Raw genomic sequence first — 13,411 nt, 5'->3', positions numbered from 1 at the left:
GTATCTCGTACCGCCCCAAGGGGGCCTCACGCCCGCTAGTCTCCGCCGGAGAGTTCGTTGTTAACCATGAGTAAGACCGCAACTGTCAAAGGGGATCGCACAGTGGCACGGAAGCTCGCCGTCGTCGGAGCCGGACTCATGGGGTCCGGTATCGCTCAGGTCTCCGCCCAGGCGGGCTGGGACGTGGTGCTTCGCGATGTCACCGACGCGGCCCTGACCCGTGGCACCGACGGCATCAAGGCCTCGTACGAGAAGTTCGTGAGCAAGGGCAAGCTCAGCGCCGAGGACGCGGAGGCCGCGCTGGCGCGGATCACCACGACCACCGATCTGGACGGCGCCGCCGACGCGGACGTCGTAGTCGAGGCCGTCTTCGAGAAGCTCGAGGTCAAGCACGAGATCTTCCGTACGCTCGACAAGCTCGTGCGCCCCGAGGCCGTGCTCGCCTCCAACACCTCCGCCATCCCGATCACCAAGATCGCGGCCGTGACGGAGCGTCCGGAGCGGGTCGTCGGTGCGCACTTCTTCTCGCCGGTGCCGATGATGCAGCTCTGCGAGCTGGTCCGCGGCTACAAGACCAGCGACGAAACCCTCGCCACCGCAAGGGAGTTCGCCGAGTCGGTCGGCAAGACCTGCATCGTCGTGAACCGCGACGTCGCGGGCTTCGTGACCACTAGGCTGATCTCGGCCCTCGTGGTGGAGGCCGCCAAGCTCTACGAGTCGGGCGTCGCCACCGCCGAGGACATCGACATCGCCTGCAAGCTGGGCTTCGGCCACGCGATGGGCCCTCTGGCCACCGCCGACCTGACCGGGGTCGACATCCTGCTGCACGCGACCAGCAACATCTACACGGAATCCCAGGACGAGAAGTTCGCTCCGCCGGAGCTGATGCGCCGCATGGTCGACGCCGGCGATATCGGCCGCAAGAGCGGGCAGGGGTTCTACCAGCACTGAACCGCCGTACCCCGGCCGGACATCCGTACGCGACCCGTACGGGCACCGGTCGGGTCCCCCTCAGGGGTGAATTGCGTATCGGTTCGCTCACGGACGACAACTTCCTCGTCCGTGGGCCCGTCAGTTCAGTGAGACCACAGTTGGGACGTACGTGACGACGGTGGCGACGACGCCACAGCACTCTCGGGAGCGCATATGCACATCAGGGGCGACCACGCCGAGCTGACCGTCGGGGGCAGCCTCGACGTCCGAAGCGCGGCGGACGCCCGGACTGCCCTGCATTCCGCCCTGGACGAGGGTGCGGGCGACCTCGTCCTCGACCTCTCGGACCTCGCCGCCCTCGACGCCACCGGACTCGGCGTCATCATGGGCGCCCACCGCCAGGCCGGCCGCTGCGGCCGCCGCCTGGTGCTGCGCAACGTACCGCCGCAGATGCAGCGGCTGCTCGTGGCCACCAGGCTGCACCGCATCCTCGCGATCGAGGGCGGGATCGGGGCGCACCCCCTGTAGCGCGCGCGGGGACGAGGGTGAGCGCGCCGCCCACGGCGCCGCGCCGCCGCGACAAATCCGGTGAGACCGTGACGTCTCGGACGTCACGCCACCCCAGGTGTTCCGCGATACCGCGCCACGGTCTAAGGTTCGGTCGCTCACCCCTATCCCGTGAGTGCCGGACCAGAAGCGACAGAGCCGTATGCGAAAGGCCGGGGAAGCCAAGGCATACGAAGCTTTTGGGGGCTTTGACCATGGACCCGACGAGCCGGGGACCCGAGGAGCACGGTCAGCACGGCCGCGGCCCCGACGACCCCGCGACGCCCGCGCACCCCGCGGGCCCGCACCGCGACTCCTCCCCGAACTCCGCGAGCCGGGGCTACCCGAGCACCCCGGAGTTCGGGGCTGCCGCGCCCGTACGGACAGTTCAGCTGACCTCCGGGGACTATCTGCTGACCGTCAACCCCGTCGACGGCAGCGAGATCGAGCCATGCCCGCCCGGCGAGCAGCCCGCGAGCCCGCAGCGGTACGACGCGGACGAGCGCGCCGCCCGCCGCAGCGCCGCCCTGCCGCCCCCGCCGCCCGGCCCCGCGCGGGTCCGGCCGCCGCTCCTGGAACGCCAGGAGGTACGCGAACGGCTCACCCGGCTGCTCGCCCGCGGCCGCTCCGTACGCCTCACCGGGCCCGCGGGCTCCGGGCGCACCTCGCTCCTCGAGGCACTCGCCGAGGACTGCGCCGACCTCGCGCCCGACGGCGTCGTCCGGCTCTCCGGCCACCGCCGCACCGCGGCCGAACTCCTCCACGAGCTGTACGCCGCCGTGTACGCCTCGCCCGGACACCGGCCCGACGAGGCCCAACTCCGCGCCTGCGTCCACGACATCGGCGCCGTCGTCGTCCTCGACGACCTGGAGTTCGGCGGCGCCGCCCTGCAGGACTTCCTCGACGCCACCCCCGAGTGCGCCTACCTGCTCGCGGCCACCCCGGATGTCGCCGCGCCGTCCGCCGAGTCGCACGTCGAGGAGGTCTTCCTCGGCGGCCTCGACCGGGCCGCGGGCCTGAAGCTCCTCGAACTCGCCACCGGCCGCCCGCTCAGCGACGAGGAGGAGGCCCTCGCCGGCGACCTGTGGTTCGAGTCCGAAGGGCTGCCGCTGCGCTTCATGCAGGCCGGCGCGCTGCTGCGGCAGCGGGACCGGCTCCTCGCCGACGCGGTGGACGCCGAGGGCGGTCCGGAAGAGGGCGGCCCCGTACCGCTGCCCTCCCTCGCCGAGGCCGCCGCGCCCGCCGCGCTGCTCGCGTCCCGGCTCAGCGAATCCGCCCGCGCCACCCTGGAGTTCGCGGTCGCGCTCGGCGGCGAGGTGCCGCACCAGGCGCATCTGCCCGCCCTCATCGGGGACACGCACGCGGACGCCGCGCTCGGCGAGCTCGCCGCCGCCGGGCTCGTCGGCCCCACCGGCGCGCGCCACCGCCTCGCCGCGGGCGTCCTCACCCAGCTGGAAGCCGCCGGGTACGGGGACACCGCGCCCGCCCGCGCGCACGGCGCCGCCCAGCACTACGCCTGGTGGGCCGGCCACCCCTCCGTCACCGCCGAACGTGCCACCGCCGAGTCCGACGCGCTGCTCGCCGCGCTCGGCGTGCTCGTGCCCGGCACCGAGTCCGGGCACCTCGGCTCGGCCGTCCTGCTCGCCCGCACCGCGGCGCCCGCGCTCGCGGCGGGGCTCGCCTGGGGCGCCTGGGAGCGGGTCCTGCGCATCGGCCAGGAGGCGGCCAGGCTCGCCGGTGAGGTGGCCGAAGAGGCGTACTTCCACCACGAGTTGGGCGTCCTCGCGCTCCTCGGCGGCCAGCTGGAGAGGGCCCGTACGGAGCTGGAGGCGTCCATCGGGATGCGCGGCGCGCTCGCCGACAAGCGGGGCACCGTCGCGGGCCGCAGGGCCCTCGCCCTGGTCTCCGACCGCGACGGCACCACACCGCCCGCGGGCCTTCCGGTGAGCCGGCGTGCGGACGGGGCGGCGCCGCCCCGTGCGGTGTCCGCCGCGCCGCCGAGCCCCGGCTTCGCGTCGGACGAGATCCAGACGGTGGTGAGCCGGGCGGCGGCCGAGCCGCAGGAGGAGAGCCCGCGCAAGGCGGCCGTCGCCGGTACGCGACGCAATCTCGCCGCGGCCGGGGCGGGTGCGCTGCTCGCGGTCGTCCTCGGCACCGTGGTGACGCTCGGTGCGATCTCCGACGACGAGACGCCGCCCGACACGGTCAGGCCCGACCGTACGACCGGACAGCAGGACGACGACTTGCCCGCGGACCCGCCGGAGGACGAGCTGAGCAGCGGCCCGGCCGCGCCGTCGACGCCGAGCACCTCGGACTCGCCCGGCAGCGGCTCGCCCTCGGACAGCCCGAGCGGCAGCGAGTCCCCGAGCCCGAGCGGCTCGCCCTCGGACGACCCGACGACCACGAAGCCGCCGAGCTCCTCCAAGCCTCCTACGACGACGAAGCCGCCGTCCTCGTCGAAGCCGCCGACGACCACGAAGCCGCCGACGTCCTCACCTCCGCCGTCCTCCCCGGACCCGGAGCCCTCGGACACGGACCCCGGCTCCAGCGAACCGGCCAGCAGCAGTGCGGCTGCGCCGTCGGGCAGCGGGGAGCCTTCGGGGGTGGAGAGCTCGGCTTGAGGGTGGCGGCGCGTGCTTTTCCCCTGACCCGCCCCTTCCCGAAAGTCCTGCCGGACGGGCCTCCTCAAACGCCGGAGGGGCTGATTTTTCAGCCCGTCCGGCGCTTGAGGACGAGCCCGGAGGGCGGTCAGACGGCCACCGAGTCGACGGTGCGGAACGGTCCGCGGTATACGACCGCTCAGAACAACCGCAGCTTGTCGTCCTCGATGCCGCGCAAGGCGTCGTAGTCCAGGACCGCGCAGTCGATGCCGCGATCCGTCGCGAGAACGCGGGCCTGGGGCTTGATCTCCTGCGCGGCGAAGACGCCCTTCACCGGAGCCAGGTGCGGGTCGCGGTTCAACAGGTCCAGGTAGCGCGTGAGTTGCTCCACGCCGTCGATCTCGCCCCGCCGCTTGATCTCCACGGCCACCGTCGCGCCGTCGGAGTCCCGGCACAGGATGTCGACCGGGCCGATCGCCGTCGGGTACTCGCGGCGGATCAGGGTGTATCCCTCGCCAAGTGTCTCGATCCGGTCGGCGAGCAGCTCCTGGAGGTGCGCTTCCACGCCGTCCTTGATGAGGCCCGGGTCGACGCCCAGTTCGTGCGAGGAGTCGTGCAGGATCTCCTCCATCGTGATGATGAGCTTCTCGCCCGCCTTGTTCACGACCGTCCAGACGCCCGCGTCGTCCCCCGAACCCTCCTTCAGGGTGCACGGCGGCGACATCCAGTTCAGGGGCTTGTAGGCCCGGTCGTCCGCGTGGATCGAGACACTGCCGTCCGCCTTCACGAGGATGAGGCGGGGCGCGAGGGGGAGGTGGGCGGTGAGCCGGCCCGCGTAGTCGACGGAGCAGCGGGCGATGACGAGACGCATGGTCGGCAACGCTACTGGACACCCCCCGCTCCACGCGAAACGCCCTCGTGCAACGAACCGCAGGGAAGGAACGGGGATGGGTGATCCGCCCCATTTTCCGGGAAGGACACCGTTCGCCCATGGCCGGTTGTGCGCGCATTCTCCTGGTGCGGGCAGGACAGGTTGCATACCGTGGAAGCGGGTGGTCGTCACGCGTGCACGCTGCGTATGCGTCGCCCCCTTGCCTGTCCGTCAGCCCCCGCTCCCCGGGGGTGCGAGAGGAGAACCCATGTCGCTCGACGTCTCACCGGCACTGTTGGAACAGGCCGAGCGAGGCGAGGTCGACGAAGCCGCATTCGTCGACTGCGTCCGGACCTCCCTGCCCTACGCATGGGAGATGATCAGCTCTCTGGTGGCCCAGCTGAAGGTGGACGGTGGCGAGTTCGCCGACAACCAGACGCCGCCGCCGGACGAGCAGGCGCGTGGTCAGCTGCTGCGTGCACTCGCGAGTGACGCGATACGAGGGGCGCTGCAGCGCCACTTCGGAGTGCGTCTCGCGTTCCAGAACTGCCACCGCGTCGCGGTCTTCCCGCTCGACTCCGAGGTCGACGACCGGCTGGCCAAGTTCACTTCCATACGGGGTCAGTTGCTGAACCAGTCGCCGGAACTCAGGGACTGCTGACGCCTGTTGCTGCCGTCCCGTACGCGGGAGGTGTCACTAGTCCGGGGCGGCAGCCCACCCGTCCGCAGTTCTCAGCCGAGCTGCGGCAGCACCTCCGCGCCGAGCCGGCGCACGTTCTCCTCCGTCGCCGCCAGGTCTCCGGAGCCCTCCATGAGCAGCGCGAAGCGCGTGATGCCGGTGCGCTCCGCGGTCGCCGCGAGCCGGTCCGCGCACAGCCGGGGCGTGCCCACCGGGTGGATCCCGCAGAGCATCTCGGTGTACGCCAGCGGGTCCCGCATCCGCCGCTCCCGGCCGTCGACCGTGACATGGGCGTCCAGGCCCTGTTTCAGCCAGCCCGGCATCGCCTTCAGGAGCGTCTCCGCCGCCTGCGCACCGCGGTCCGCGACCTGCGCCACTCCGGCCGAGACATGACCGGCCGACCGCACGGCGTCCGGCGCGTGCCCCGCGGCCAGCGCGCTCGACCGCCAGAACGCCACCATCTCGGCCTTCTCCTCGTCCCCGACGTGCATACCGAGCAGCATCGGCAGACCCCGCTCCGCGGCAAGCCGGACGCTCGCGGGCGAGGTGCAGGCCACCACGACCTCCGGACCGGCGGGCCCGGACAGCGCCTCGTCGGGACGCGGGACAACCGCCACCTCACGGAAGTCGTACCGCTCCCCGGAGGCGCCGACCCGAGGCTTGCGCAGCCACTCCAGGAGCAGGTCGAGGGATTCGGGGAAGCCGTTCTCGTACGCCCCGATGTCCTTGCCGAAGACCTCCAGGTCCACCCACGGTCCGCCGCGGCCCACGCCGAGCGTGAAGCGGCCGCCGCTGGTGAGGTGGAGGAGCGCGGCCTGCTCGCCGAGGGCCACCGGATGCTGGGTGGGCAGCACGCTCACCGCGGTGCCGACGCGGATCCTTCGGGTGCGGCCGAGCAGAAACGCCGCGAACGTCGCCGCGGAAGGGCACACTCCGTACGGGACGAAGTGGTGCTCGGCCAGCCAGACCGAGTCGAGCCCGGACTCCTCGGCGACCTCGCCGATCCGCAGGGCGCGGTGCAGCGCCTCTCCCTGGCCCTGGCCCGGGAACTGCGCGGCCAGTACAAAACTTCCTACACGCATCGCACTCCTGCCTCTCGGCGCCGACGCGGCCTCCCCTACGGGCAACAACGCGCAGCACGTGCCAAGGGCACGGCCTGGCATACAGGTTGGCCCATTTTCATACGGGAGAGTGCCCCGGAAGGGCGGTCCCTCCGCCGAGGCTCGGGTACCCAGGGATGCGGCGCGTAGGCTGGAGCGGTCTTATCGGCTTCCGTACGCACGTGAGGTGTTCCGTGTCTCCGCGCCGCAACCGCCCCAAGGGCGCAGGCTCCAACGGCAGGGGAGCGGACGACGACCGTCCGCGTTACGGCGGCCATCAGTACACCGAGTCGTGGCAGGGCGAGGAGTTCACCGTCCGGCAGGTCGCGGGTTCCGGCGGGCCCGGCAAGACGTACCGCTGCCCCGGCTGCGACCAGGAGATCCGCTCGTCCGTGCCGCACGTGGTGGCCTGGCCGGAGCACGGCGGCGTCGACGACCGCAGGCACTGGCACAAGGCCTGCTGGAACGCGCGGGACCGCCGCACCACGCGGGTGCGGCGGTCCCGTGACGCGCCGAGGTTCTGACCTCGCGGCGGTGTCTCAGACGTCCCTGGTCTCGGTGGAGAGGAACGCGCCGCCGAAGGCGACGGCCGTCAGGCCCAGCATGATCCACAGCGGCTCCCAGCCCGTGGGGCCCGTGCCGCCGGCCACCGAGTCGCCGTAGAAGGCGATCAGCTGGCTGGGGACGGCGTACTGCAGCAGGAACAGCTGCAGGTCCTCCAGAGACCTCGAGAACATGAACATGGCCAGGACCAGCGGCAGCAGCACCAGGCCGATCATGATCGTGATCGCTCCGGCGGAGTGCCGTACGAGGGCACCCACCGCGAGCGACAGCAGCCCGAGCGTCGCGACGAAGAGGCCCACGCCGACCGTGCCGCGCAGCCACTCCTCGCCGGTCGCGCTCGCCCCGTCGACCATGGCGGTCTGCACCATGGCCACCAGTGCGGCGGCCACCGTGGTGACGACGAAGACCAGGGCGAAGAAGACGATCGCCTTGGCGGCCAGGATCCGGCTGCGGGACGGGCAGGCCGTCGTCGTCGTACGGATCATTCCGGTGCCGTACTCGGAGCCGATGGTCAGCACGCCGAGCGTCATCACGCACAGCATGCCGAGCAGGATGCCGAAGGAGCCGAGGCCGATGGCCGACTTGCCGCCGAGCTCCATGTCGGCCGAGGCGGCGACGATGCCGATCAGCGTGCCGATGCCGAGGACCAGGACGAGCATCACGCCGAGCGTCCAGATCGTGGAGCGCACACTGCGGATCTTCGTCCACTCCGAGGCGAGCGCGTGCCCGAGGTGCGTCTTCGTGATCGGGATCGGCGAGACGTACGTCTCCACGGGCGGGCCCGACTGCCACTGCTGCTGGGCCTGCTGGGCCTGCTGGGCCTGTTGAGGCTGCTGGGCCTGGTGCGGGGCGGGCTGCTCCTTGCCCTGCGGAGCCTGCTGGTGCGGCGCGGGCAGGGTGCGCAGCATCGCGGTGTGCTCCTGCGGAGGCTGCTGCGGCTGCGGGACCGGCTGCCCCTGGGGCGCCTGCGGAGGCTGCTGCGGCTGCTGCGGGGGAGCGGGCGCCATGGACGGGGGCTGCTGCGGCTGCGGCACGGAGGGCGTGGGCGGAGTGCTCATCGGGTGGCGTCCTCGTTGTCGCTCTTGGTCGGTTCGGCGGCGGGCGCCTGCTCCTGGGGCAGCGGCTGCGCCGGGGCCTGCGGCTGGTCCTGAGCCGGGGCCTGCGGCTGCTCCTGCTGCGGCTCGGGGAGCTTGCGCAGCATCGCCGTCTGCTGCTCCTGCTGCGGCGCGGGCAGCGTACGCAGCATCGCCGTGTGCTCCGGCGGCGTCGCGCCCTGCGGCTGAGCCGGGGCATGGGCCTGGGCCTGCGGGGCGGGGGCCTGGCCCGCGTACGGGTTCGGCTGTCCGCCCTGCTGCGGGGCGGGCGGCGGGTACCAGCCCGGCTGGTCCTGGCCCGGCACCGGCACCGGCGGCGCCATCCCCGGCGGCTGCGGCTGCTGGAAGCCGCCCAGCTGGTCGGCCGTGGAGCGGTAGTCCACGGCGCCCTGCGTGAGCCGCATGTACGCCTCCTCCAGGGATGCCTGGTGCGGCGACAGCTCCCACAGGCGTACGTCCGCGTCGTGCGCGAGGTCGCTGATGCGGGGCAGCGGCAGGCCCGTGACGCGCAGCGCGCCGTCCTGCTCGGGCAGCACCTGGCCGCCCGCCTCGGTCAGCGCCGACGTCAGCTTCTCGCGCTGCTGCGGCTCGGTTTCCGGCGTACGGACGCGTGCGAAGCCCGCCGAGTTGGCCGCGATGAACTCACGGACGCTCATGTCGGCGAGCAGCTGGCCGCGGCCGATCACGATCAAGTGCTCGGCGGTGAGGGCCATTTCGCTCATCAGGTGCGAGGAGACGAAGACCGTACGCCCCTCGGCGGCGAGCGACTTCATCAGATTCCTGACCCAGAGGATGCCCTCGGGGTCGAGGCCGTTGACCGGCTCGTCGAAGAGCAGCACCTGCGGGTCGCCGAGGAGCGCGGCGGCGATGCCGAGCCGCTGGCCCATGCCGAGCGAGAAGCCCTTGGACCGCTTCCTGGCGACCTCCTTGAGGCCCACGACGCCGAGCACCTCGTCGACCCGGGAGGCCGGGATGCCGGACAGCTGGGCGAGCGAGAGCAGGTGGTTGCGGGCGTGCCGGCCGCCGTGCACCGCCTTGGCGTCGAGCAGCGCGCCGACCTGGCGGGGTGCGTTCGGCAGCCTGCGGTACGGGTAGCCGGCGATCGTGACGCGTCCGGCGGTCGGGTTGTCGAGCCCGAGGATCATCCGCATCGTCGTGGACTTGCCCGATCCGTTCGGCCCGAGGAAGCCGGTGACGGTACCCGGCCGGACCTGGAAGGAAAGGTTGTACACGGCCGTCTTCGCGCCGTAGCGCTTGGTCAGGCCGGCTGCCTCGATCATTCTCCGCACCCATCGAGAGGTCAGGACGTCGGGGCAGTGCTCACGCCCCCGTAAGGGTTAGGAGGATATCCACGCCTTGACGGTTCCGGCCAAGTCGGGTGAAGGACCCGGCCCTCGTCTGCGAAGAGCCGCGTGGCCGTGTCGCGCACGGCCGCGTCGGCCCGCGCCGCCCTCACCCAGGACCGCGCGTCGGGCCCGAGCAGCGCGCGCAGCGCCGCCGATCCCGCGAGCAGCCCGGTGAGCAGCGCCCCCTGCTCGCCCCCGGCCAGCGGCCGCCCGTCGGGACCGGCGAGCACGCCCCGCTCCCCGGTGTAGATCCAGGCCCCGGGCCCGCCTCCCTCGAAGTGGCTCTCGTCCAGCGGGCGACGGCGGTAGTTCGGGAGCTCGGTGGCGTCGACGGCGGCGAGCTGTGCGTCGTCGAGCCAGCTGAGGACGAGGGTGAGGGTGCTGTCCGGGTCCGGGTAGGGGGCGGCGGCCACATACCCGGCCCGCCCCACATGTGCGGAGCACCCGATGGCGATGCCGCGCACCGTGACCGGCACCATCGGCACGTCCGAGGCGAGGGAGCGCCGCGCGAGCTTGTACGCGACCTGGGCGGGGCAGGCGTTGGAGCCGACGGCGAGCACGGGATGGCGGCGGTCGAGGTCGTCCAGGACCTGGTCGAGCCGCGGCCCGCCCTCGACGTACATTCCGGCGAGCGAACCCGTGCCGCCCTCAAGGCGCAGCAGCCGGTCCCCGCGCAGCAGGGCCGGCCAGGGCACCGGGAGGCCCGGGTAGGTCAGCGGATGCTCGAACGGCACGGTGGCGAGCCCGAGTTCACGAAGACTGCGTCCCTTCACGACTGCCTCCTCCCGACGGGACAGATGTGCCCTTCAAACCTTACGCATCCCTCCGTTTGAGCAGCACATACCCGCCCAGAACGGCCACGGCCACCCACGCCACCATGATCGCCAGGCCGCCCCAGGGCCCGTACGGAGCGTCGTCGTCCAGCGGGCTGACCACCTGCATGATCTTCTGGCCCGCCTGGTCCGGCAGGAACTGGCCGATCTTCTTCGTGGCCGAGACATTGCCGAGGATGCTGGAGACCAGGAAGAAGAACGGCATCAGGATGCCGAGCGACAGCATCGGGCTGCGCAGCATCGCGGCGACGCCCATCGAGAAGACCGCGATCAGCGTCATGTAGAGCCCGCCGCCGATCACCGCCCGCAGCACCCCGGGATCGCCCAGCGAGGCCCGGTGCTCGCCCATCGCGGCCTGCCCGACGAAGAACGCGATGAAGCTGGTGACCATGGCCACCACGAGCGCGAGCGCCGTGGCCACCACGATCTTGCTGAACAGGAACGCCGCGCGCTGCGGCACCGCCGCGAGCGAGGTGCGGATCATCCCGGTGCTGTACTCGTTCGAGACCACGAGCACACCGAAGACGATCATCGCCAGCTGCCCGAGGCCCATGCCCGCGAAGCTGATCGCGGTCGGGTCGAAGGCGAGCCGGTCGCGGGCGTTCATGGTGGCGAAGTCGTTCTTGGCGAGGATCGAGATGAGCAGTCCGAGCCCGATCGTCACGACGACGGCGAGACCGAGCGTCCAGACCGTCGACGCCACCGAACGGATCTTGGTCCACTCCGATTTGAGTACGCGTCCCGACGACATCCGCTCAGCTCCCCGCCTTCTTCTGCCGCTGCCACTGCTCGCCCCAGGCGCCGCCCGCACCGGGAGGGGCGGCACCCGCACCGCCCGCCCAGCCGTTGGTGTCCGGCGGGCCCGTCTCCGTATGCGCGTGGTACTCCACCGACTCGGCGGTCAACTGCATGAAGGCCTCTTCCAAGGACGCCTGCTGCGGGCTGAGTTCATGGAGGACGAGCTGGTGCTCGGCGGCGAGCTCCCCGATCCGCTCCGACCGCGCCCCGTCCACCTCCAGGGTTCCGTTTCCGGCCTCGACGGCGGTGATCCCGGCCTGCCGCAGCACGTCCCTGAGCCGTTCCTGCTGCGGTGAGCGCAGCCGTACGTACGACCGCGAGTTCTGCCGGATGAAGTCGGCCATCGAGGTGTCCGCGAGGAGACGCCCCTGGCCGATGACGACCAAGTGGTCGGCCGTGAGGGCCATTTCGCTCATCAGATGCGAGGAGACGAAGACCGTACGGCCCTGCGCCGCGAGCGACTTCATCAGATTCCGGATCCAGTGGATGCCCTCGGGGTCGAGGCCGTTGACCGGCTCGTCGAACATCAGGATCTGCGGGTCGCCGAGCAGCGCGCCCGCGATGCCGAGCCGCTGGCCCATGCCGAGCGAGAAGCCCTTGGCCTTCTTCCTGGCGACGGCGGTCAGGCCCACGGTGTCGAGCACCTCGGCCACCCGCGACCGGGGGATGCCGTTGGACTGCGCCAGGCAGAGCAGGTGGTTGAAGGCGCTGCGCCCGCCGTGCATCGCCTTGGCGTCGAGGAGGGCGCCGATGTACTTGAGCGGGTGCCGGATCTGGTCGTAGTGCCGGCCGTCGATCCGGACGTCGCCCGCGGTGGGATGGTCCAGGCCGAGGAGCATCCGCATCGTGGTGGACTTGCCCGCGCCGTTGGGCCCGAGGAAGCCGGTGACGACACCGGGTCTGACGGTGAAGGTGAGGTGGTTGACGGCGACCTTCTCCCCGTACCGCTTCGTCAGGCCCTCGAGCTCGATCATGCGGCCCACGCTAGAACGGGACAAAGCCCCCTGCCACTGGAGTGACAGAGGGCTTCGTGCCGCTCGGGGCCGATTCGTTCCCGAAGGAAACGGCTTACGGCAGCGGCCGTGCGGTCACCGGGTCTGCTGCGCCGGAACCCCGCGGCTGACCGGCTCCTCCTCGCCGCCGGGCGCGGCCTGCGCGGCCACGGCGGCACCGGTGAGGGTGGCCAGCATCTCGCGCACGTTGGTCAGCTGCGCGTTGATCGAGTCGCGGCGGTTGGTCAGGGCCGCCAGCTCGCGCTCGGATTCGCTGCGGATGCGGTCGGCCTTGGCGTTGGCGTCCGCCACGATGTCCTCGGCCTGGCGCTGCGCCGTCTCGACCGTCTGGCGCGCACGACGCTCCGCGTCCGTACGCAGCTTCTCCGCCTCCAGGCGCAGCTGCTCGGCGCGGTGCTCGATCTCGGCGAGACGCTTCTCGGCCTTGGCCTGACGCGAGGCCAGGTCCCGCTCGGACTGCTCGCGGCGCTTGGCGAGGTTGGTCTCGAAGTCGGCGGCGGCCTGCGCGGCCTTGGCGCGGGTCTCCTCGAAGAGGGCGTCGGCCTCCTCGCGCTTGGACTGCGCGTCCTTCTGGGCCTCGGTGCGCAGCGCGGTCGCCTCGCCCTTGGCCTTCTCGACGATCCGGACGCCCTCGTCCTCGGCCTTGGCCTTGCGCTCGACGGAGAACGCCTCGGCGTCGTTGCGCACCTGCTGCGCGGCCGACTCGGCCAGCTCGCGGTGCTGCTCGGCGGCCCGACGGGCCTCCTCGCGCAGGTCCTTGGCCTCCTCCTCGGCGAGCCGGAGGATCTTCTCGACGCGGGCACCGAGGCCGGCGTACGACGGCTCGGCGTCGTTCACCTGGGCCTGGGCGTTCTGCGTCTCGAGGTGGAGCTCCTCGATGCGCTTTTCCAGAGCGGTGATACGAGCGAGAGCGGAGTCACGGTCGGAGACGAGCTTGGAGATACGTTCGTCCACCTGAGCGCGGTCGTACCCACGCCGCACAAGCTCGAAGCCGTAGGGGGAAGTGTCGCTCATGGGGTTCCTGTCAACTGAGA

The 13,411-nt window shown here is 71.9% G+C and carries 13 protein-coding genes; 5 read left to right on the top strand and 8 right to left on the bottom strand.

All coding sequences use genetic code 11. From position 1 onward, the window contains the following. The first annotated feature begins 102 nt into the window (after nucleotides 1-102). From RCO28_RS06165 to RCO28_RS06155, 3 genes are all read left to right on the top strand, one after another. Nucleotides 103-951: a 3-hydroxyacyl-CoA dehydrogenase family protein gene (locus tag RCO28_RS06165; protein WP_308939935.1), complete on the top strand. Its 849-nt coding sequence runs from the start codon at nucleotides 103-105 to the stop codon at nucleotides 949-951. A gap of 195 nt (nucleotides 952-1,146) precedes the next feature. Beyond that, nucleotides 1,147-1,461, top strand: a complete 315-nt coding sequence (locus tag RCO28_RS06160; protein WP_282542453.1) for an STAS domain-containing protein — start codon at nucleotides 1,147-1,149, stop codon at nucleotides 1,459-1,461. A 233-nt stretch (nucleotides 1,462-1,694) separates the two neighbouring features. Beyond that, nucleotides 1,695-4,100 (top strand): ATP-binding protein, encoded by a 2,406-nt coding sequence (locus tag RCO28_RS06155; protein ID WP_308939934.1) that lies wholly within the window; start codon nucleotides 1,695-1,697, stop codon nucleotides 4,098-4,100. Between the two features lie 178 nt (nucleotides 4,101-4,278). On the opposite strand, the gene nucS is transcribed toward RCO28_RS06155, so the two are convergent. Continuing rightward, nucleotides 4,279-4,950 (bottom strand): endonuclease NucS, encoded by a 672-nt coding sequence (gene nucS, locus RCO28_RS06150; protein ID WP_187370004.1) that lies wholly within the window; start codon nucleotides 4,948-4,950, stop codon nucleotides 4,279-4,281. A 268-nt stretch (nucleotides 4,951-5,218) separates the two neighbouring features. On the opposite strand from nucS, the gene RCO28_RS06145 reads away from it, so the two are divergent. Continuing rightward, nucleotides 5,219-5,611 (top strand): SCO5389 family protein, encoded by a 393-nt coding sequence (locus tag RCO28_RS06145; protein ID WP_282533116.1) that lies wholly within the window; start codon nucleotides 5,219-5,221, stop codon nucleotides 5,609-5,611. Between the two features lie 71 nt (nucleotides 5,612-5,682). On the opposite strand, the gene RCO28_RS06140 is transcribed toward RCO28_RS06145, so the two are convergent. After that, nucleotides 5,683-6,711: an LLM class flavin-dependent oxidoreductase gene (locus RCO28_RS06140; protein WP_308939933.1), complete on the bottom strand. Its 1,029-nt coding sequence runs from the start codon at nucleotides 6,709-6,711 to the stop codon at nucleotides 5,683-5,685. 212 nt (nucleotides 6,712-6,923) lie between these two features. Here RCO28_RS06140 and RCO28_RS06135 point away from each other — a divergent pair, with 212 nt between their 5' ends. Then, a complete protein-coding gene (locus RCO28_RS06135; protein WP_308939932.1) occupies nucleotides 6,924-7,253 on the top strand; it encodes an ATP/GTP-binding protein in 330 nt (109 codons plus the stop codon). Nucleotides 7,254-7,268: 15 nt separating this feature from the next. Here the strand turns inward: RCO28_RS06135 and RCO28_RS06130 are convergent, their stop codons facing one another. The 6 genes from RCO28_RS06130 to RCO28_RS06105 form a co-directional block, all read right to left on the bottom strand. Further along, nucleotides 7,269-8,201: an ABC transporter permease subunit gene (locus tag RCO28_RS06130; RefSeq protein WP_374991114.1), complete on the bottom strand. Its 933-nt coding sequence runs from the start codon at nucleotides 8,199-8,201 to the stop codon at nucleotides 7,269-7,271. Nucleotides 8,202-8,347: 146 nt separating this feature from the next. Then, nucleotides 8,348-9,667 (bottom strand): ABC transporter ATP-binding protein, encoded by a 1,320-nt coding sequence (locus RCO28_RS06125; protein WP_308939931.1) that lies wholly within the window; start codon nucleotides 9,665-9,667, stop codon nucleotides 8,348-8,350. A 20-nt stretch (nucleotides 9,668-9,687) separates the two neighbouring features. Continuing rightward, on the bottom strand, nucleotides 9,688-10,506 hold the full coding sequence (locus RCO28_RS06120) for a hypothetical protein (protein ID WP_308939930.1): 819 nt from the start codon (nucleotides 10,504-10,506) through the stop codon (nucleotides 9,688-9,690). 40 nt (nucleotides 10,507-10,546) lie between these two features. Next, entirely contained in the window at nucleotides 10,547-11,317 is a 771-nt protein-coding gene (locus RCO28_RS06115; protein ID WP_308939929.1) for an ABC transporter permease, read from the bottom strand. A 4-nt stretch (nucleotides 11,318-11,321) separates the two neighbouring features. Continuing rightward, nucleotides 11,322-12,338, bottom strand: a complete 1,017-nt coding sequence (locus tag RCO28_RS06110; RefSeq protein ID WP_308939928.1) for an ABC transporter ATP-binding protein — start codon at nucleotides 12,336-12,338, stop codon at nucleotides 11,322-11,324. Between the two features lie 114 nt (nucleotides 12,339-12,452). Further along, complete coding sequence (locus RCO28_RS06105) at nucleotides 12,453-13,391, bottom strand: cellulose-binding protein (RefSeq protein WP_308939927.1); 939 nt, start codon at nucleotides 13,389-13,391, stop codon at nucleotides 12,453-12,455. Between the last annotated feature and the right edge of the window lie 20 nt (nucleotides 13,392-13,411).

The sequence above is a fragment of the Streptomyces sp. LHD-70 genome (genome assembly GCF_031157275.1).
GTDB lineage: Bacteria > Actinomycetota > Actinomycetes > Streptomycetales > Streptomycetaceae > Streptomyces.
Note: the sequence above shows the minus strand (reverse complement) of the source record. Positions and strands in the feature narration are given on the sequence as shown.